This is a genomic window from Thioalkalivibrio sp. AKL7 (genome assembly GCF_000381705.1).
In the GTDB taxonomy this organism is placed as follows: Bacteria; Pseudomonadota; Gammaproteobacteria; order Ectothiorhodospirales; family Ectothiorhodospiraceae; genus Thioalkalivibrio; species Thioalkalivibrio versutus.
Genome location: NZ_KB906948.1, coordinates 26078 through 46111, shown reverse-complemented (window position 1 = coordinate 46111; position 20034 = coordinate 26078). Strand labels below are relative to the sequence as shown.

Annotated in this window: 17 protein-coding genes; 6 read left to right on the top strand and 11 right to left on the bottom strand. The window is 61.9% G+C overall.

All coding sequences use genetic code 11. The features are described 5' to 3' along the window. Window positions 1-7 precede the first annotated feature (7 nt). The gene (locus tag G315_RS0103095; RefSeq protein ID WP_026338814.1) at window positions 8-1018 is read right to left on the bottom strand and encodes a glycosyltransferase family 2 protein; all 1011 of its coding nucleotides are present in this window, start codon (window positions 1016-1018) and stop codon (window positions 8-10) included. Between the two features lie 107 nt (window positions 1019-1125). On the opposite strand from G315_RS0103095, the gene G315_RS0103090 reads away from it, so the two are divergent. Beyond that, window positions 1126-2019 (top strand): polysaccharide pyruvyl transferase family protein, encoded by an 894-nt coding sequence (locus G315_RS0103090; RefSeq protein WP_018144807.1) that lies wholly within the window; start codon window positions 1126-1128, stop codon window positions 2017-2019. A 159-nt stretch (window positions 2020-2178) separates the two neighbouring features. Further along, entirely contained in the window at window positions 2179-3399 is a 1221-nt protein-coding gene (locus tag G315_RS14525; RefSeq protein ID WP_155985170.1) for a hypothetical protein, read from the top strand. A gap of 290 nt (window positions 3400-3689) precedes the next feature. On the opposite strand, the gene G315_RS0103080 is transcribed toward G315_RS14525, so the two are convergent. The 4 genes from G315_RS0103080 to G315_RS0103065 all read right to left on the bottom strand — a co-directional run bounded on the left by G315_RS0103080 (window position 3690) and on the right by G315_RS0103065 (window position 9592). Continuing rightward, entirely contained in the window at window positions 3690-5255 is a 1566-nt protein-coding gene (locus G315_RS0103080) for an asparagine synthetase B family protein (protein WP_018144809.1), read from the bottom strand. Between the two features lie 511 nt (window positions 5256-5766). Further along, window positions 5767-6588, bottom strand: coding sequence for an FkbM family methyltransferase (locus G315_RS14005; protein ID WP_196801693.1), 822 nt, complete (start codon window positions 6586-6588; stop codon window positions 5767-5769). Between the two features lie 228 nt (window positions 6589-6816). Then, window positions 6817-7716 carry a hypothetical protein gene (locus G315_RS0103070; protein ID WP_231367504.1) on the bottom strand — a complete coding sequence of 300 codons (900 nt, stop codon included), beginning with the start codon at window positions 7714-7716 and terminating at the stop codon, window positions 6817-6819. Window positions 7717-7789: 73 nt separating this feature from the next. Beyond that, window positions 7790-9592, bottom strand: a complete 1803-nt coding sequence (locus G315_RS0103065; RefSeq protein WP_019611912.1) for an ABC transporter ATP-binding protein — start codon at window positions 9590-9592, stop codon at window positions 7790-7792. A 262-nt stretch (window positions 9593-9854) separates the two neighbouring features. Here G315_RS0103065 and G315_RS0103060 point away from each other — a divergent pair, with 262 nt between their 5' ends. Continuing rightward, window positions 9855-11462, top strand: coding sequence for an amino acid adenylation domain-containing protein (locus G315_RS0103060; RefSeq protein ID WP_019611911.1), 1608 nt, complete (start codon window positions 9855-9857; stop codon window positions 11460-11462). A gap of 43 nt (window positions 11463-11505) precedes the next feature. Here G315_RS0103060 and G315_RS0103055 read toward each other — a convergent pair whose 3' ends face one another. The 5 genes from G315_RS0103055 to G315_RS0103035 form a co-directional block, all read right to left on the bottom strand. Continuing rightward, a complete protein-coding gene (locus G315_RS0103055) occupies window positions 11506-12330 on the bottom strand; it encodes a GNAT family N-acetyltransferase (RefSeq protein WP_019611910.1) in 825 nt (274 codons plus the stop codon). Window positions 12331-12410: 80 nt separating this feature from the next. Further along, a complete protein-coding gene (locus G315_RS0103050; RefSeq protein WP_019611909.1) occupies window positions 12411-13430 on the bottom strand; it encodes a glycosyltransferase in 1020 nt (339 codons plus the stop codon). Further along, window positions 13430-14311, bottom strand: a complete 882-nt coding sequence (locus G315_RS0103045) for a hydrolase 1, exosortase A system-associated (protein ID WP_018144816.1) — start codon at window positions 14309-14311, stop codon at window positions 13430-13432. Before G315_RS0103045 ends, G315_RS0103050 begins: the two co-directional genes overlap by 1 nt. Further along, a complete protein-coding gene (locus tag G315_RS0103040) occupies window positions 14308-15111 on the bottom strand; it encodes a hydrolase 2, exosortase A system-associated (RefSeq protein ID WP_019611908.1) in 804 nt (267 codons plus the stop codon). The genes G315_RS0103045 and G315_RS0103040 overlap by 4 nt, the downstream gene beginning before the upstream one ends. A 9-nt stretch (window positions 15112-15120) precedes the next feature. Beyond that, complete coding sequence (locus G315_RS0103035; protein ID WP_018144818.1) at window positions 15121-15372, bottom strand: phosphopantetheine-binding protein; 252 nt, start codon at window positions 15370-15372, stop codon at window positions 15121-15123. A gap of 331 nt (window positions 15373-15703) precedes the next feature. On the opposite strand from G315_RS0103035, the gene G315_RS0103025 reads away from it, so the two are divergent. From G315_RS0103025 to G315_RS0103015, 3 genes are all read left to right on the top strand, one after another. Further along, a complete protein-coding gene (locus tag G315_RS0103025) occupies window positions 15704-17533 on the top strand; it encodes an asparagine synthase-related protein (protein WP_038031985.1) in 1830 nt (609 codons plus the stop codon). Window positions 17534-17807: 274 nt separating this feature from the next. Next, a complete protein-coding gene (locus G315_RS14000; protein WP_081612094.1) occupies window positions 17808-18101 on the top strand; it encodes a type II toxin-antitoxin system RelE/ParE family toxin in 294 nt (97 codons plus the stop codon). Between the two features lie 9 nt (window positions 18102-18110). Then, window positions 18111-18428, top strand: a complete 318-nt coding sequence (locus G315_RS0103015) for a HigA family addiction module antitoxin (RefSeq protein WP_019611906.1) — start codon at window positions 18111-18113, stop codon at window positions 18426-18428. 230 nt (window positions 18429-18658) lie between these two features. On the opposite strand, the gene G315_RS0103010 is transcribed toward G315_RS0103015, so the two are convergent. Next, a complete protein-coding gene (locus G315_RS0103010) occupies window positions 18659-20032 on the bottom strand; it encodes a phenylacetate--CoA ligase family protein (protein WP_019611905.1) in 1374 nt (457 codons plus the stop codon). Between the last annotated feature and the right edge of the window lie 2 nt (window positions 20033-20034).

Here is a 20034-nt window from a genome sequence, read left to right as displayed (position 1 = left end):
ACATCGCTTACGCCGTTGGCCGCCCACCCTTTTGTCCAAGGCGTCCGAGGGCAAGGCGCAGAATGTTCGGCAAGAACAGGCCAGCCCCAAGCGGATCTCGACGCAGCGTCGCCCTCACCAAAGACCAGTCCAGGGGTTTACGGTGCCTCAGCTGGTGCAAGACGGCCGCGACGAAAGAACGCCGCGAGTCCGCCAGCTGCCCCCGCACAAATGCCCGCTGCTTCCCATCCAGCCGAATCTCTTCAAGAACCATGCGCGCGAGCGCGATGTAGTTGGATGTCAGGCGAAGATAGCCTTCCGTCTTCCAGCCCGACTTGTCGAAGATATTCACGCCCTCGCCTTCGTCGGCATAAATACGGGGCGAAAATGCCACGCGTCCGATCGATTGCCCCAGGGTCAGTTTGAACAACCGGTCCTCACCCTGAAAAAGACTCTCGCGGAAACGGACATCGGGAAACCGGTCAAGTCGGTACGCCATGGTCGTGGGACCAATGATATTGGTTCGCCGAACCAAAAGGTCAAAGAAATCCCCAACGTATTCGTACAAGTCGTGTTCCGGATCCACCACGCGGTGCTCCTCGGGACAGATATTGTCGTTCCGAGTATCCGACCACTGGAAGCGCGATGTCGGGATTCCGGTTCGTCGACTGTTTCCCACAAAGATGTCGAATCCTTGGTCAAGGGCTCGCACAGCATCTTCCAGAAACGGCCCTATCCATTCGTCATCGGAATCCAGAAAGGCGACATAGCGGGTGCCTGGAGCGACATGCTCGAGGCCCCTATTTCGGGCAGCCGCTGGCCCCGCATTCTCCTGGTGAATAACCTCGACCGGACAATCCTCCAGGAAATCGCCGATCTCCTCCTCGGCTGGAAGTGGCGACCCGTCATCGACCACCAGGACCTCTATGTCAACTCCCGCGGCGTTGTCCAGAACCGAACGCACGCACTGGCGCAGAAGTCCCCGCTTGCGCTGGAAATACGGTATGACCACTGCAATCTTCGAAGGGCTCACGGACAATTTGATATCTCCACGACGGGGACCGAAAAGCTGCCTTTTGACACCTACATCCCTCTAATACAACCCCAACATCCGGGGCGCTCCCCTGGATTGTGCTGGAGCTCGAGATGTATCTCTATAGCTATCGTAAACGACCCAACTTTGGCGACGCTCTCAACGACTACCTTTGGCCACGTTTCATCCGAACGCCACTGGAGGCTGAGCCAGGCTCCAACGAGGTGTTTGTAGGCATAGGGACGTTGCTCAATGAGCGCCTGCCCGCCTCGGGCGTTCTCCACATTTTCGGCAGCGGCCTCGGCTATGGAACGGTCCCAGCAGAAGCCGTCGCGCGCTGGACGGTGCACTTCGTACGGGGCCCCTTGACCGCCGCCTCTCTGAACCTGGACCCGAAACTCGCCATCTCTGACCCCGGCATCCTCCTCCACCGCACCGAAGACCTCAACCCGAAAAAAGATATCGACTGCGCCTTCATGCCGCATCACGCCCTTTTCTCCGAACGAATGCGCCAGCTTTGCGAGCAGGCCGGCGTTCATTTCATTCATCCGGAAGCCCCTTGCGACAGCGTAATCGATCAGATCGGCCGGTCCCGCAAGCTCATCTGCTCCGCCATGCACGGCGCGATCACCGCCGAAGCACTCCGTGTTCCGTGGCTCCCCGTGATTACAAACCGACAAATGCTACTGAGCAAGTGGCACGACTGGTCAGCGAGCATGCAGACTGAAGTCCACTTTCAGAAGCTTCCGACGATATGGTCTCACGCCAACCGGTATCCCCATGGTTGGGTCCTTGCGAAACTCAAGGGAAACACCTTTTCCCGAAAAATGAAACAACTCTCACGGAAAGGTAATTTCCAATTGGGGCCCGATCGCATTCTTCTGGATCGCATCCAGCGCATAGAGAACAAGATCCACGACTTCAACTCACAGATATGCAGCGAAGTCGACGGCGCCGAACAACCCCCGAAAGGCGCCTCTAAATTAAAGGCGGATTGCGCTAAATAACCCCCCCTCAAACAAAGACGCCATTCCAAACCAAGAAACACCAGATGCTCGTACGATAGAAACTACAATACACGCGACCGACCCCGACACGCTGCGCAAGCACAAACAAAAAAGGGCGGTTTCGATTGAAATTCAACACCACCCATGGGGACGACCGCCATGACCATCTACGTCGAACGAACGGAGCAACGGGAAGAAGATGGCTGGGCCATTTTCGAAACAGCAGTTCGCCATCCACAACTGCCGAACAGCCTTTACTTCCGTACGTTCAGCCGTTATTCCGGCCACATATCCGAAGAATCCGACGCGCCCGCGCTAGCCCTCCTGATGCCCGCCATGGCTTTAGGTGAAGACATACACCTCTCCACAACCGTGTCCGAGAAACTTCTCCGGAACCTTAACGGCCCAATTCAGACCATCCTCCTCGCCATTGCCCCCTACCTAACACGGGTGAAGGTGAAGGCGACCCCCGCGCCACGCACTCCTCACCATGGGGACGGGCTGGTTGCGACGGGATTTTCTTCCGGCGTCGACTCCTTCTGCACCCTAACGCAATACCATCGTGCGAACGCGCCGCAGGGCTTTGCGCTATCCTTTCTGACCTACAACAACGTAGGATCGCAAACCAAATCCAACACAAAAGAGTTCCTCGAACGATATAACCGCCTAAAACCAAAGGCCTCCCAAGAGGGGCTCGAACTTGTTCCAATTGACTCGAACATGGAAGAATTTTTCAAAGTATCTGATGAACTCGACTTCGTTCAGACACATTCCGTACGAAACAGTGCGACAGGACTCCTTTTCCAACAGCGAACGTGCCGATTTCTATACTCGTCAGCCTACCCGTACGACGCTACATTCGTTGGAGAAACGCGTCTGATCGCGCGCGCAGATCCCGTTTTACTACCCCTTCTCGGAACCGAATCCATCGAAGTACTTCCGGTTGGTGGCGAACTCACGCGGGTGGAGAAAACGGTGGCCCTCGTAGAGAACCACACGGCTCGGACAGGCTTGGACGTATGCCTAATTAATGAAAGGGGGGAGAACTGCTCGCGCTGTGAAAAATGCATGAGGACACTCCTTTGCCTTGAAATCACAGGAAATCTCGAAAAATTCAGCGAATCGTTCGATCTTAAAGTTTATGAGAAGGAGCGAATTCGATACATCGCGAGAACCATTCGAGGACAAAGGACTTACGATAAGGAGCTACGAGATGCGATGAAACGGTACCGGTTTCGAGCCCCGCTAAAAGCGCACCTCATCGCAAGCTCCAGGGTTATCGAGATGCGATACAAGATACGGCAAACAAGGCGGCTGGCTCAGCATACAATCGGTGCCATTCGGCGAAGATTGGGTAACCAAGCGTCAGCCAACAGCTAACCGAGCTTCACCGGGGAAGTCGTAGAGTATTTTAAACATCTAAAATCAGACAGATTATTTTTCCCGCGTCTAATTGCACACCATACGTGAAAGTGTTTTTATGTCGCGCAGGAGTGAAAAAACATAGTTCCGGAAAATTGAACGCAGGGTGAGATTGGCAATTTACGGTTACGTTGGTCCGTTGAAAACGCAACCCCCTCCCCCGGCAGAGCAGCAGGGCCTATGGACGCCGAGCTTGTCCCAGGGAACGCTACCCTGTAGGAGATCATCAACAAATCTCTGAGTTCGGCTCAGAGACCATGGATTCCTCCCGCTGCCCGTTCCATTTCTAGTCTTCTTAACAATGGCTGAAGATACCAAAGCTTCCCTGGATGCCGGGCAACAGAAGAACGTGCCAGCATTGCCGCGAAGCGCCCAGTCCTCACTAGACGGGAACGCATCAGCCCAGGGTTTCTGGCCAGATACAGTAGTGTCTCGCGCGCCGCCTTGCGGTAATACCGATCGAGATCACGCTGTCTTGGTGGCGTCGTGCTTCGAGATTCATAAGGTACGTGCGCGTATTCCGGGTAGCTGCGGCGAATTGTCTCGTCATGCAATCCCTGGCGCGCGTAGGCAGGGTTCAGCCCCATCAGAAAGTCGAACAAATCATGGTCGAGAAACGGGCAAAATACCGTTTCGACATTTCGCAAGAGACCAAAGGGAATGAGCCCGATGCATCGACGAGTGCGATTCCAGAAGACGAACGAGAGCAGTGGATTCGGTGCACTGCAGTGTTGAGCCAGCTCCTCGGCCAAGCGGTCGATTGCCACCGAGCGCGAAATCCGTTTTTGAAAGTCGGCCTGAGAACATGACTGAATAAACTCCTCATTTCCTGATTCGCCCAACAGCTGCTCAGCTAACCGTGATGTCTGGCCAGAAACGAGTAGCTGCTGCTTCTGCTCCGTAAGCGTATGTCCTGCCGACAGCACGTCACCTCCAATGCCGTCGTAAATACACTTCGTCTCACGATGCGAAAAATAGCTGGCCAGGGCTTCAAGCCAAGTGTGCCCACTCGCGCAGAATTCGGTCCGCTCAATATCCTGCAGGGTTGCATCGAGATAAGACGGTGGATAGTCCACCTCGTCATGCGGCTGACCAGCGGCCCGTGCGAGATCGCGTGCAATGATCCGGTCCTCGTCATCGATCGGCGGGTACCCCTGAACCGTCACGGCTCTCCCCGGAGCATGGCCCTGAGCCAGTAACTCTAGAAAGATATGGCGTGAATCCCTGCCCCCGCTGAGTGCCAGATCAAATCCGCCATCGGGAGGAACCCTGCGGCTGATTGCTTGCGCGAACAGGCCGGCATACTGGTCGACGGCCTCGTCAAAATTTCCCACCTTGGGCGCTACGTTGGATGCCCCGGAAAAACGCGGTTCCACGGAAATCTTTCCCTTTGCCCAGATAAGCCGTACGCCCGGGGGCAAAACCCTCACGTACTCGAAGGGGGTATCGTTCGCTAGGAAGATTCCCAGCCTCTGAAAAACCGCCAACGCCCCGAAGTCGAGTGTTTTGGGGAAGGTGCCTGCCAGCACATGCCGAATCGACGGCGAAATCCGTATCTCGTTCCCCCATGTGCTGTAGAACAATGGATACATCCCGTACCGATCGTTTTCTACGATCAGCCTTCTCCCGTCCCAGTCCCAACGGCCGAAGACTCCGTCCATTTCTCTACCGAGACCGCGGTCGAGCTCATGACCCAGACGCACGTGCTCTTCCCCCTCAATGCAAACACCCGACGCGGTGCTTCGAGCGACGAAATATGGCTCGGGCCTGGGTTTGCTCTTGCAAAGCCGAAAGTCCAAAGGCTCCTGCTTCATAGAAATCACCTCACGGGCAAGAAAGGCCCACGTCGCCTTTGCTTCCGCTCGCCCAAACACGAGCCACAACCGAATGAAGCAGCTGACTCCACGATTGCTCGAACGTCTGCATAGAAGAGGCAGCCCGCCCATGGAAACGTTTTAACCAAGCGGGGCAAAGAGCTTCCATCCGCTTGCAGCTTCGCAGAGACGCCTTCACATCGATACCCCGATCCGTGAAGAACCACCAACCGAAAGAAGAGTCGAGACGAACAATCGAGCTATGGCACACCGTAAGGATCCACACTAATCAAGTCCTCCTCATACGTGCGCGACTTTAGTTCGAGAGCCTGGCACGGAACGCCGCGAATCCGCCACGCTGCAACCCTTTACCCGCTAGAGCAGGGAGAGGCTCTATTCGCAGCGGATCCACTCTGCCGTGACCCCGAACGTGACCCCGAAGCCCGAACGAGCCCCTAAACCGAACCACACATGGATCTAGGTACATCATCATGTTCCAAAGGACCGCCAACTACTTCTCCGCATGAACATCCCGATGCGCGCCACTACCAATGTCCGTGAACTGCTTGAATCCGATATTTTCCAACTTCCGTCTTAGTTCAGGAACAGACACCCACCTCTCATCCACCTCATACACGATATCGGATATGCGAGGACAAAGTTGCGTCGATTGAGCAATCGATGAAATCACTGAAGGCTCATGCCCTTCAACGTCGATCTTTACAAATATTGGGAGCATCTCGCCACTCACGTACTGCTCCAAATCAGAGAACTCGTGCAGCTCGACGACCTCCCCCTTCTGCCCGTCACTCCAGCGCTCTAAGCTACTCGCGCCGCTATGGTTGGGATTGGATGATACCCTCGCATTACCACGACGATTACTGATAGCCCAAGGCAGCGCCACCACGTGAGCCGACACGCCATTCAAGATAATGTTCTTCTTTAGGGTTTCAAAAGTATCCTTTATCGGCTCTAACGAGATCGCCTTACGACACTGAGGGTTCCGAGCCGCAAGAATACTATAAAGCCCTTGGTTGGCACCGATGTCAATGAAGAAAAACGGTGAGTCCTGTTCAGACAGAAGGTCCGCGAGGCCGGTACCATAGGCACCGTTCACATAAAACCGAAACGTCAGGTCGCGCCAATTTGGAACAAAGTCTACGCCGTATGGGCTACCCACCTTTTTGACACCGACCCAGTCACACCAACGCTGACGCCAACTCGATCGGACTTCAGTACGCAGCATTCGAAAACGCCAACGAACAGAATGGATGACACCCATCAGTCCGTATTTACGATGCGTGGATAGGCTGCGGGTCCAGATGTTTTTCATTTTGGAATGCATCGTCATTAACCAGCGCGGATGTTAGGCGTTGAAGGCGTTAAAAAGACCAGAGCCGCTACGCAATGCAGAAATGGACTTGCCCCACGGGTTGGATCACGCATTCATAGAAATCGAGTTAAATTCACATAAGGTATGCAAAGCAGCACCCCACAAGGATCCGGTATGGTCTTGGTGCCCCCCCCTGTGGGGTCAATCTTCGGGCCATTTCCATGCGGGTCAGTCCCGGAGAAACCGAGTAAGCCCCAAACGGCCACATACCTCGAGCAAGTCGTAGTTGTGCAGCAAATTCCGACTCAAGTCGCGGCGGACGTCCATTGGACCTTGTGGTTCGTACAGCTTGTTGCCGATACGGGTGCAATGGCCCTCATGCAGCGATTTGGCACGAATGGGTTTAACCTTCCCCCCGCACCGTTCGTTCCAAGCCAGGATACCGCCCCCGTGATCCCAGCTGTAGGCTCGCCGTGCGACGCGTTCCCTTTCGTCGTCGGGGCCGTTGGGATGATCGTCTATCCACTTCCACCAGCCGCAGCCATTGGCGAATTGATCAGCGCTGGCACCTCGGGTGGTACACCCGATCAGCTCCCAGAAACGCCCCCTTTTGCCGCTCGGGATCCGGCGAAACCAGCGGTTTCGGACGTCCACGGCCGCAGTGGCTCCATCTGGCAACTGGCGGAAACGCTGGGCCAACTCTCGGAAGAGCGGCTCACGGACCAAGAGATCGGAGTGCCAAAAGGCTAGCCGAGGGGCAAACAGGTAGACGAGTTCCATCGGGAACGCCATGTGGAGCATGGGGAAGTCGAGGCCGGCGTTAAAATCCACGAGAATCGCGCCCTCCACTAGGGGAGGCTCCCCCACGCGTGGATCAAAACCTACCACAGGGGTCCAACCGACTGATCGGACCATCCTTTGCTGGACCAAACACCATTCGTCGGCCACATTCCAGCAAAGCCATGGGTAGTCCACCCCTTCCAAGGCTTTTGCCCATGGTCCTTCAGCCAGCGCTTGCGCGGCCCGCAACTCATCTGCACAAATGGCACGCCAAACGCCTTTCCCCGCTGCATATCGGCGGCCTTCGGGATCGTCCTGGTACAACGTTTCCGTGCTCAGCACTCCCATGGACTGCTAACCCCTTTGACTCGCCATTGATCGCTTACTCCATCCAAGCGTAAGTCGGAAATTCACCTGCGACTCACTCAACCCCGGCCGCAAGCTGGTGAAAGAGCGTTCCGGCGCTCGACAGTTCTTCATAAGAACCGTCCTCCGAAATGCGGCCCTTATGTAACACGTAGATCCGGTCACAGGGCTTCACGGTGGTAAGCCGATGCGCCACCAAGATGATCGTCTTGGCTCCGGAGAGATTGTGGATTGCTTCCATCACCGCCCGCTCAGTGGCGTTATCCAACGCGCTGGTAGCTTCATCAAATAGGAGCACATCGGGGTCGCGATAAAGGGCGCGAGCGATACCAATGCGTTGCCTTTGCCCGCCGGAGAGGCGAGTGCCACGTTCGCCGATGACGGTTGCGTAACCGTTCGGGAGCTCCTGGATGACGAATTCGTGCAGGTTAGCCAGGCAAGCAACTCGCTCCACAGCTTGCTGGTCAATCTTGTCTTCCGGAACACCCAGGGCGATATTAGCTGCCACACTTTGGTCAGCGAGAAAGATGTGCTGCGGGACGTAGCCCAGGGCTGCCTGCCAGCGACGGATGTTGGCTCGTGTCAGGGGTTCGCCATCGATCAGGATAGTGCCCTGCTCGGGTTCCAACAGACCCAGCAACACGTCGACCAGGGTGCTCTTTCCGGCACCGGACGAGCCCACGAATCCGACCGTGGTTCTGGCGCGAATCTCCAGAGAGATGTCTTTCAGAGCAGGGTGCTCGTGTTCGGGATACCGATAGGTGAGACCTTGCACCTTGATGGACCGAGTCGGAGCCAGCGGAGCGAGTCGATCGTTGCGCGAAAGGGGAGGCGTACTGTCAGAGAACTGGCCAAGGTCCCGAAGAACGCTGTCGACCGCGGCCGCATTGAAACGCAACGAAGCGACCTGCTGGAAGATCTTCTGAAACGCCGGGATCAACTGGCGTCCGGCCAGCGCGTACAGGCCGATCAGGGGCAAGGCCTGAGCCAGCCCACCGTCCCCCGCCATCAGATAGAGCACCAGGACGAGAACCCCGCCGAATGCAATCGCCTCGATCGCGTATTGCGGGAGGCTCTGCAGCAGGACCGCATTCGCCTGGTGACTCGCAAACCGCTTGGATGGTTTCCGGTACCGCTCCAGGTAATCACGCTCCCGCCCCAAAAGACGGATCTCCTTGGCACCGGCAAAGGCCTCGGCCGCGGCCGTGAAACGCTCGCGATTGGCCTCCACGCGGTCCAGGCCGATGCGGTTCAGCCACGTCCGCGACGCCACATAAATAACCGCATAGATGCCACCGAGGCCAGCCGCTGCGATCAAAGCCAGCCAGGGCTGCACCACAACCAGAAGTGCAATGATGAAGGCCGCGAGTAACAGCTGGCTCACGAGCTTCAGCGCGGGCATCAGCGCGCCATTGATCGCCTGGGTGGTTTCCTGCAGTACCGTTTTCGCCAGATCACCGGAGTTTCGATTAAGGAAGAACGTGAACGGACGGCTGAGGTAGTCCCCCATCAGGCGCCGGGAGAGCTCGTACTGCTGCATGTGGGTGAACCGCGTAATGGCCCACTGGTTGAATGCCTGAAGCGCGGTACCAGTCATGAACAGAACAAAGGCCGCAAGACCCAGGAAGTACAGGAAGCGACCGGTCGACTCGAAGCCAAGCCATTCGTAGGCGAAGCGCAGCATCTCGTTGTCATGGACCATGCCCGGATCGGACAGTACCGCCAGAAACGGCATGACCGAGGCGATGCCGGCGGTCTGCATGAACGCCGTGGCGATCATCAGGATCAGCAGCAAGACGACCTTGCCGCGATCGCGGGGGTCGAGCAGGGCATTCAGCTTGTACAGGGTTTGCAGCATGGTTTCGCCGAACCGGGATCCTTCGCACGAGGGGCCGTGTCGCGGCCCCGTAGACAACCGCCATCAGGCGGCCGTTAGCCAGGCCTGGTGGCCGGCTTCTCGTTTGGATTGTACGAGATGGGGCGTTCGCGGATGCTGCGCTGAAGGCACCGTGGACGTGCCTGGGCACGACTGGCCAGATGAACCGCCGGTCCGGGCCGACCCAAAAACCCCCGGGAGCCGCAGCAGTAAAGGGTTCCCGAGGAGAGCGAGGACTGCATCCATGCCAAACGCCAGGATAACGAAGGGTTTACTGACCGGCTTCCTGCGCTCCGTCGAACGCTTCCCGGAACGCCCCGCCCTGGAGGTCGAGGGTCGTGCCCTGAGCTACGAGGAGCTGTTCGCGGCCGGCGCGGATATTGCGGACACGCTGCAGCAGAGCCCGACCGGGCCCGGCCGGGTCGGCGTACTGGCCCAGCGCTCGCTCGCGATGTACCGGGGGATTCTGGGCACCCTGATGGCCGGCCACACCCTGGTTCCCCTGAACCCCGGGTTCCCCACGGAACGTACGGTGGCCATGGCCGAACAGGCCGATCTGTCGGCGCTGCTGGTGGATACCCAGGGTCTTGAACGGCTCGATGAACTGCTGCAGGCATTCTCCCGGCCGCTCCTGATCCTGTTACCCGATACGCAGCGGCTTGAGGACCTGCAAACGCGCTGGCCCCGACACGACGTCCGGGTGGCCGGCGATTCCCCTCGGCCCGCGGATTGGGCGCCAGCGACCGTATCCCCGGATGACCTGGCCTGCCTGTTCTTCACCTCCGGCAGCACGGGCGTCCCCAAGGGTGTGGGGGTTCTGCAGCGCAACGCAGCCCGTTTCGTGGAGATGTCGCAGGAGCGCTACCGCGAGTTCGGCATTAGCGAGACGGACCGCTTTTCGCAGTTCTACGACATCACCTTCGATTCCTCGATGTTCGACCTGTACGTGTCGTGGGCCTTTGGCGCCTGCCTGTGCTGCCCCTCCGCCAAGGAGTGGTTCAACCCCAACCGCTACATCGCGGACAAGACCCTCACGGTAATCGACATCACCCCCTCGGCCGGGCACGGGATGAATCGCCGCAACGGCTGGGCGCCGGGACGGTTCCCGGATCTGCGCCTGTGCCGCTTTGGCGGGGAGGCCCTGTCAGCGGAGCTGGCCGAGGCGATGGCGTCCGCCGCCCCCAATGCCATTGTCGACAATGCCTACGGGCCCACCGAATGCACGGTGGATGCCTGCTACTACCGCTGGGACGGGGAGCGCTCGCCGGCGGAATGCGAGCACGGCATGGTCCCGATCGGCTATCCGGGCAACCAGGTCGGACTGCGCGTGGCGAACGAGACCCTGCAGCAGGTGCCGGTCGGGGCCGAGGGCGAACTGCTGATCAGCGGTCCGCAGGTGACACCCGGGTACTGGAAAGACCCCGAGCGCACGGCGAAGGCCTTTGTGCACCTGGACGATGGGCGCGTGCACTACCGCACCGGAGATCTGGTGCGCCGCCCGGCCCCGGGCGAACCGATCATCTTTCTCGGCCGCCTGGATCACCAGATCAAGATTGGCGGGGTGCGGATCGAGCTCGGCGAGGTCGAGGCCGCACTGCGCGAGGCCGCCGGCACGGACCAGGCCGTGGCCGTCGGATGGCCACGAACGGAAAGCGGCGCCTCGGGGATCGTGGCCTTCGTGGTCGCGGAAGATATGGACGAATCGGCCATCCGCGACCGGCTCCGCCAGCGACTGCCCACGGTGATGGTGCCCCGGGCCATCCACTCGCTGGACAACCTGCCGCTCAACGCCAATGGCAAGGCCGACCGAAAGGCACTGATCTCGACCCTGGAAGAGACGGCGACCCCGTAACCACGAGGCTGCGCCGAGCCTCTGGCCAACGTCTGTTTCCAGGCTACGCCGGCGCGACCACTCCAGGCACAGCCAGGTACGTATGCCGGAGATGCAACACCTCGAACCCCTTGCGGAGGTGATTTTGATAGGACGGGTCCGGCCTGTCCGGTGTCCCCACGGCGGTATCCGTGATCACCGACGTACACCCGTGCAGCGACGCGTCCCTGAGGCAAGCGGAGATGAGCGCCCCATGCAGGCCACGCCCACGGTAGTCCGGGCGGGTTGCTTCCCACCCGGCCCAGGCCACCCCGTCCCCGAGATACAACAGGCCGGTTGCCACCACCGTTCCATCGTCGAGCGCCAGCCACTGACGCCATTTGGGTGATCGCGGCAGTTCCGCCAGAAGGGCCTTTGCCTCCTGCGGCACGGAGAACGCATCGACCGCCAGCGCGGCGCCGGCATCTTCGTCTTCTGGCCGCCAGGGGCGGATCTCGAGATCGCTCTTCCCCTCGGGGACGTCGCTGCTGGCCCGCATCAGGACCGCAGATGCCGCCCCCCGGCGAATCCTGCGATCGCGTAGCCATTGGAGAACAGACTCCGGGCGGGCATGAGGGCTGAGCTCGATTGCCCAGGGAAGGTCATGCTCGGCGTACAGGGCCGCTAGTTCATCAATATGGGCCTCGGTTGCCGGGCCTGAGACGCCCAGTCTCAGCACCCGGTTAAAGACCAGCATCTTCTTCAGGCCCGGGGCGATCAGGGCAACATGCGTCCCGCTGCGGACCGCTCGAAAGCCCGGGATGCCCGCACTTTCGGCCAGCTGCATCATGCTCTCGTAGGCCTCGGCCTCGACCAACTCGGCCTGGGCGGAAGATGGATCTTCAGTCATGGCACCTCCTCCTGTCTCCGGCTTGGGTCTTGCCGAGGACCCTTAATCAGCCCGGACGATGCCGGGCCCGGCCCAATGCCTCACCGCGCCTTGCGTCTCCCTGCCACACTCTTCCCGGCACTCAGGACCAGGTAGGCCCAGGTGGACACGGACCAGGGGTCCCGAAGCGTCGACTGCAGGAACGACCGTGCCGCCAGCCTCGGGTCCCCCTCCCAGTAATGGTGATAGCCGAAACTGAAGCAGGTCTCGGCAAGGCGCCTGCGAATCGCGCCGCGTGACGTCTGCTCTCCGCCCGGGCCAACCCGACCCCAGCGGCCGAGCGCCTTGCGGACGACCTCGAATTCATAGTTCGTGTCGGGGTACTTGGTGATGCAGCCCTCGCCATGAAGCCGGTAGAGAGCCGTCACGAGGTTCAGCTGGTGGATCTCGGTCAAGCGCGACGCCCGCAACCAGTAATCGTAGTCCTGCCCTCTTTTGAGATCAGGGTCGAACTGTCCGACACGTTCCACCAGGTCGCGTCGCATCATCACCGTGATGGTGTGAGGCAGCGAGCCGAAGAGCAGACGGTTGTAAAGCCACCCGGACCCACGATCCACAAGCGGTTCGCCGTCAGGGTTCATCGGGTACGCGCTCTTGGCCGCGTCGGGTTTCAGGAACGTGCCGGACGGATCGGGCTTCCATGTGGCCCAGGCGGTAAAGGTCATCCCGATCCCGGGATGCTGGTCCATGTAGTCCACCTGAGCCGCGACCTTTCCCGGCAGCCAGACATCGTCGGAATCGATAAAGGCGATGTAGTCACCGCCCGCCCTCGCGACGCCGGCATTGCGGGCCACGGCCGCCCCCTGGTTCTGCTGGGTCAGCAGTGTCAGGCGGTCACCATATCCGCGCAGGATGTCGAGCGTCCCGTCGGTCGAGCCGTCGTCTACCACGATCAGCTCGATGCTCGGGTAGTCCTGATCCAGAACACTGTCGACGGACTCGGCAATATATGCGGCCGTGTTGTAGGCCGGCATGATCACCGAGACCAGGGGCTTGCGGTCACGACCCTCCGGCGCGGCCGGGGCCCTGCTGCTCGTCCGGGCTTGCTCCACGGACGACATCACTCCCGCCCTCGTTCCGGCAATGTCTGTAGCCAGTCATGCGTCCACAGCGCCACCTGGTCGCGCCACACGCGGCGAGAAAAGGTGTGGTTGGCACCGGGCAGTTCGCGCAAGGTCACGCGCGGCTCCTGCAACAAACCACTCCATGCCGGCGCGTTCGTCGCCACGTCGCGAAACTCGGCCGCGGTCAGGTCATCGCCGCTCAGGATCACCAGGACGGGCCCCTGGAAGCGCCGCCAGCCCTCGGCCATCCGGTCCGGCAGGGGGCCTTTGTCGATGCGATCCGGGCTTGTGTTGTCGGGCTCGCCGGAAGCCCCACCGGAACCAACCGCAGTGCCGACCATGCGCCCCAGGGAGCGCAGGGACACCCACGGGTTGAAACGCCCCTTGAGGGCCCCGGACCAGAAATCGCGCGAGAACAGGCGCTGGAGGTAGTAGGTCTTCAGGTAGGCCCGCGCCAGCCCTTCCTCGGTGCGGGCCCAGGGGTTGACCAGCACCAGGCCTGTCACACGGGGGTCGCGCCAGGCATAGAACAACGCCGCAGAGGCCGCGCCACACAGACCCCATAGGGTCACCTCGCACATCCCCGGCACCTCGCCCGCAAAGGTATCGACGGCCGCATGCAGGTCGTCGTGCACGTCGTGGAACGTCCGCTGGGCACCGGAAGAATCGCCCATGCCGCGGAAGTCGAAGCGGAAAACGGGTATCCCCTGCGCCGCGAGGTGTCGGGCCAGGAGCAGGAACTGGCGGTGGCTGCCTACCCGGTACTGTGGGCCGCCCACGGCGATCAGCACGCCACGCCGGGCGCCCTCCGCGCCGGGATGCAGGATCCCCAGGAGTTCGTCCTCCCCCACGTGGAAGACGACGGCGCGCTCGCTCATGGGAGAGCCTCCAGGCGTTGCATGGTCGCCTCCAGCAATTGCGGCACCTCGACGATGTCCTGGGTGGACCAGAAGGCATCGCCAGCAACGACCGTCGCGGTGACCGCGGCGCCCTCCTCGCGCCAGCGCTCGATCAGGCGTTCGCTCGCCGGCGGCAGCGGTGCGGTGTCCTGCGCGGCCACCTCGAACCATTCGATCGCCTCCGCATGCGGCCGCTGCAGACGGGCCGCCGTTAGGCGCGCGGCCAGCCCGGGCGCCAGGGTATACCCGGCGACTTCCAACGGCTCTCCCGCATCCAGCTGTGCCCGCAGCTGGGCGGTACCTTCCTTCTGCCCACCCATCAGCCCGGCGGCCATGCGCAGGCGCAGGAACTGGGTCAGGTGCTGTTCTCCATTCGGGACCGGGGCCCAGAAGATCGTGGCCGTCGCCGGTTGCGCACGTGTAGCCAGGAAGTCACCCGCGAGCAGGCAACCCGCCCGCAACCCCCAGACCATGAACGGCGCCGGGCAGCGCGTCTCGAGGTATTCGCTGCAGCGTGCGAGGTCGTCCAGCCAGAGATCCCAGTCCGCGTCGCCAAAGTCACCGCCGCTGTCGCCGCACCCGTAGAGGTCCGGGATCAGCACCGCATAACCTGCCTGCGCCAGGCGGCGCGCTTGCAGGTTCACCATGCGGCGAGCCTTGTTGAGCTCCTCGGCCAGGGGCGGGACAAACAGCACAGCACCCCGGATGGAGGGACCATCCGGCAGATGGAGCACATGGAATACCGGCCCGGCCTTGCCCTCCAGGAACCCGGCTTCCATGCCGCGCGCCTAGCTGTCGAGCTTGGAGTCGATGAAATCGACCAGAGTGCCGAGCGTCTCGAAGGTCTCGGCGCTGACATCGTCATCATCGATCACGATGTCGAAATGGCTCTCGATCGAGGTGATCAGCGAAACGACCGCCATCGAGTCCAGCTCCGGTACGCCACCCAACAGCGTGGTGTTGCGGTCGAATTGCTGAGCGCGTCCGTTCAGACTCAGGGCACTGTCCAGCAGGTTCTTGGTGTGATTGAGGGTCGACATATGACGGGTTCCTGAAGGTCGGGTATCCCTGCCCGGCCGGGATGCGGGATTGTCCGGCAGGTTACCGCATCTGCACGGGCTGTCCAGATCGCCGCCGGCAGACCGCGCCCCCTGCGTGATCGGCACGTTAAGCCCCTGGGCCTCGGACCACCTCGCACACCCGGACCCGCACGTAGAATGAGCTCCAGCACGGCATGGATTCGTGCTCGCGAGCAGTGCGCGCGGCCTCGCCCCGCGCATCCCGCGCCTTGTCAGCAAGCAACAACGACTCGAGCGCGAACGCATACATCAATCAACATTTCCCTGGCCCGACCAGGCAACAGGCGGACGGATGGCGGGACTTTGTGGATGGTTCGCGGTGAATGCCGCATCACCGGCCGGCACCCTTGAGGCCCAGGGGCAGGCGCTCCCGGGGCTCTCTGGGGCGCCGGACGCCCAATGCACGAACCGCTTGGGCGGCTGCCGGGTCCGGGGCGGCTGGATCGCGCAGGATGCCGACGTCATTGCCGCCATCACTGGCCATCCGCAATGGCGGGACCCTGCCCTGGCCCGACGGGCGCGAGAGCACGACCCGGCGCAAGCCCTGCTGGAGGCCTGGCGGCAGCACGGCACCGGCCTCTTCGAGCAGGTTGGCGGCGACTATGCACTGGCCATCGTGGATTCCGGGCACGGTCGCCTGGTGGCCGGCATCGACCGCCTGGGCCAGACACCGCTTCACTTTGCGCACCTGGATGGCGGCGTGGCCTTCGGCACCAGTGCCGGATGCGTGGCCGCACACCCGGCGGTTGCCACCGAGGTGACCCGCGAGGGGCTCTACCACTACTGTTTCTTTCACATGCTTCCGGCCCCGGTCAGCCTGTTCTCCGGGCTGGAGAAACTGCCGGGCGCCCACCGCCTGACCCACAACGGCGACCGGGCCGAGGTGTCCCGCTACTGGCGCCCGCGCTTCGAGGAAGACAGCGCGGCCACGCCCGAGGCCCTGGAACATGCCCTGCACGAACACGCGCAAGCAGCGGTGGAACGACGTGCGGACACCCCCCGCCCCGGCGCCTTTCTGAGCGGCGGCCTGGACAGTTCGACGGTGGCCGGGATGCTCGCCGGCATGCACCCCGGGGCCGACAGCTTCAGCATCGGCTTTGATGCGCCCGGATACGACGAGATGGAGTACGCGCGCATCGCCTCGCGGCACTTCGGGACCCAGGCGCACGAGTACTACGTGACGCCGGAGGACGTCGTCGACGCCGTGCCCCGGATCGCCGGCAGCTACGACGAGCCCTTCGGTAATTCGTCGGCCCTGCCAGCCTATTTCTGCGCCCGCATGGCGGCCGACGCCGGGATCACCCGGCTACTGGCCGGGGATGGCGGCGACGAGCTGTTCGCGGGGAATGCGCGCTACGCCAAGCAGGGCGTATTCGAACACTGGGGCCGGATCCCCGCGCCGCTACGCCACCACCTGCTGGATCCGCTGTTCACCCGCCTGCCGCGCGGCCTGCCGCTGGCCGGCAAGGCCCGCAGCTACGTGGAACAGGCGCGTATCCCGCTGCCGGATCGACTGCAGACCTACAACTACCTGCACCGCCTGGCGCCGGAGACGATGTTCGCACCCGAGTTCCTCGCGGCCGTGGACCGCGAGGCCCCCTGGGAGCTGATGCGCGGGATCTACGCGCAGCCCCAATCGGCGTCGTCCCTCAACCGCATGATGTACCTGGACTGGCAGCAAACCCTGGCCGACAACGACCTGCGCAAGGTGACCGGGATGTGCCAGCTGGCCGGCGTCGATGTCGCCTTCCCGATGCTGGACGACGATCTGGTCGAGTTCTCCTGCCGCGTACCATCGGACCTGAAGCTGCGCAACGGCCGGCTGCGCCACTTCTACAAGGAGGCGTTTACCGGTTTCCTGCCCGACGCCATCATCGACAAGAAAAAACACGGCTTCGGCCTGCCGTTCGGCGTCTGGATGCAGGAGCACGCGCCGCTGCGGGAGCTGGCATACGACAGCCTGCTGCGCCTTAAGGGCCGCAATTTCCTCCGCGACGACTTCATCGACGAACTGATCCGCCTGCACCGCGAGGGCCACGCGGCCTATTACGGCGATTTCGTCTGGATCCTGATGATGCTCGACCTCTGGCTCGAGTCCCACCCCGCCGCCCGCCTGGCATGAACCACGAAGAGCACGAAGACACGACGCAAGGGCGGGTCACAGGAAGGCGGGAAACGCGCGAACGCTCTGGACGAAATGGCCCGCGATCGACCGCTTGGGGCTCCCGACTGCAACGGTTTCCATATCCCCGTCATCCGGGCCGCAGCACACCACCATCGTCATCCCGGCCGCAGCGAAGCGGAGACCCGGGATCTCCAGGCCGTGACACCCACGCCGCCCTTCGTCCCGCCCTTTTCAGGCTGGAATAGCATGGAACCCGTGATACCGTGTTTCCATGATTGCATGCTTCAAGGATCGAGGCACTGAGGATATCTTCAACGGGCTTTCGTCGAAGGCTGCTCGCAAGGTCTGCCCACAATCTGTACGGCGGGTTGCCGCAAGAAAGCTGGAATTGCTGGATTCGGCCATGAACGTTGAGGAGCTAAGAGTCCCACCGGGTAACCGACTGGAGGCCCTGGCGGGAGAGCGAAAAGGCCAATACAGCATTCGAATCAACGAGCAATGTCGGATCTGCTTCGCCTGGACAGACTCCGGGCCCGACCAGGTCGAAATCACGGATTACCATTGAGGCACAATCATGGTCCGCATCCCTACCCACCGACAGCCGACCCACCCCGGTGAAATGCTGGCGAAAGAATTCCTGGAGCCGATGCATATCTCCCAGCGCCAGTTGGCGGACGCGCTCCATGTTCCGTATCAGCGCATCAACGAGCTAGTGAACCAGAAGCGCGGCATTACGCCAAGCACGTCGCTGCGTCTAGCACGCTTTTTCGGCATGTCGCCCGATTTCTGGTTGAACCTTCAGGTACGCTGGGATTTGTTCAAGGCGGAGCAATCGGAGCAGGCGGACCTGGAACAGATCCGGGAATGCCGTTCGTGTAAGCAAACTGCCTGAGCCGGGTTCCCAGTAGCGGGTAGGATGTGTTGAGCGCAGCGAAACGCATCTCGGCCTCCAACCACGCCCACGCACGAGACACCGGCTTCCCGGTTCACCTCCACGCGCCGCACTGGGGGCTATCATGATCACCCGGCACGTCCCATCGCCACCGTCACGAATCTTCCCGTTTTCCCCGCTTCCTGTGAACTAGCCCTTCTTCGTATCTTCGTGCGCTTCGTGGTGAGTACTCAGGCGTTCGGGGCTGGCTGGTCGGCGTCGGGAACGCGGCAGACAACATGGCGGTGCTTGCCGTTGGGCTCCGGCGGGATGGCATCCACCGCCCGCACATCCACCTGGACCGCCTGCCCCAGCGCGTCGACCAATGCACGGCGCAGGCGCCCCTCGGCGGCCGCCGGCAGTGCCGCGACCAGGCTCAGCAGCACCTCGACGTGGTGTCGGTCGTGCTGGATGACCTTGTAGGCGCGCAGCCCGGGCAGGTCGCGCATCAGGTAGTTGAAGCGGCTGCCGTGGATCCAGGAACCGTCCGTCGCGATCAGGCCGTCGTTGGCACGGCCGTCGATGTCGCGCAGCAGCGGCAGGCCGCGCCCGCAGGGGCAGGGACGCGGGTCCAGGGCACCCCGGTCCCCGGTGCGATAGCGGATGAACGGGAATTCCGGGCCCACCAGGTTAGTGATGACGATGTTTCCGGTCGCGCCGGGCGGCACCGGTCGATCCTCCGCATCCAGGATCTCGACGATCAGGGCCTCGGCCGTGATGTGCATGCCCCCCGCCGGACATTCGCGGGCGATGAACCCGGCGTCGCGCGCGCCGTACTCGTTGGCGACCCCACAGCCCATCGCCTCGCCGATCACCGCGCGCCACTCCGGGCGCAACACCTCGGAGGTCGTGAAGACGACACGAATCCCGAGATCATCCAGCCGCTGCCTCCGCTCGCGCGCCCGCCAGGCCACGCGGGACAATGCCGACGGATACCCGAACAGCATGCGCGGACGCCGCTGGCGGATCTGCTCGATGATGCGGTCGAGCCGCGCCGGATTCAGGTCGCGGGCCGGCACCAGGTACGAACGGAACAGGCGATCGCGCCAGGCACGCATGCCGTTCTGGGCCTCGTTCTCGACGGCGGATCCCCACAGGACCAGTTCGCGGTCGCCCACGTCCACGCCCCACCAGCGGGTTGCCCGCCACTTTGCGGCGATATCCATCCCGATGCGATCCGCGCCCAGCCAGAACCTCAGAGGCTCGCCGGACGACCCGCTGGTGTGCTGCTCTTCGAGGTTCTTCGCGCCCTCCGCGCGCCAGGCCGAGCCCTGTTCGCGGATCAGCGCCTTGTCGACGACCGCGAGGCGCTGAAGGTCCGCGATGCCGGAGAACGCCGCAGGCGACCAGGCCTGTTGCGCAAACCACTCCCGGTAGAACGGCACCTGCCGCGCGACACGTTCCAGAAGCCCCTGCAGCCGCTGCTCCTGCAGGCTCTGCAGGGCCGCCGGCGTCCACCACTGAGTGGCTTCCAGGGCCTTGTGCCACGCCACCGTGGGGTGACCCTTGAGCCGCTCCTGCAGCGGGAACAGGCCGCGCGCCACCCATTGGGTATAAAGCCCCATGT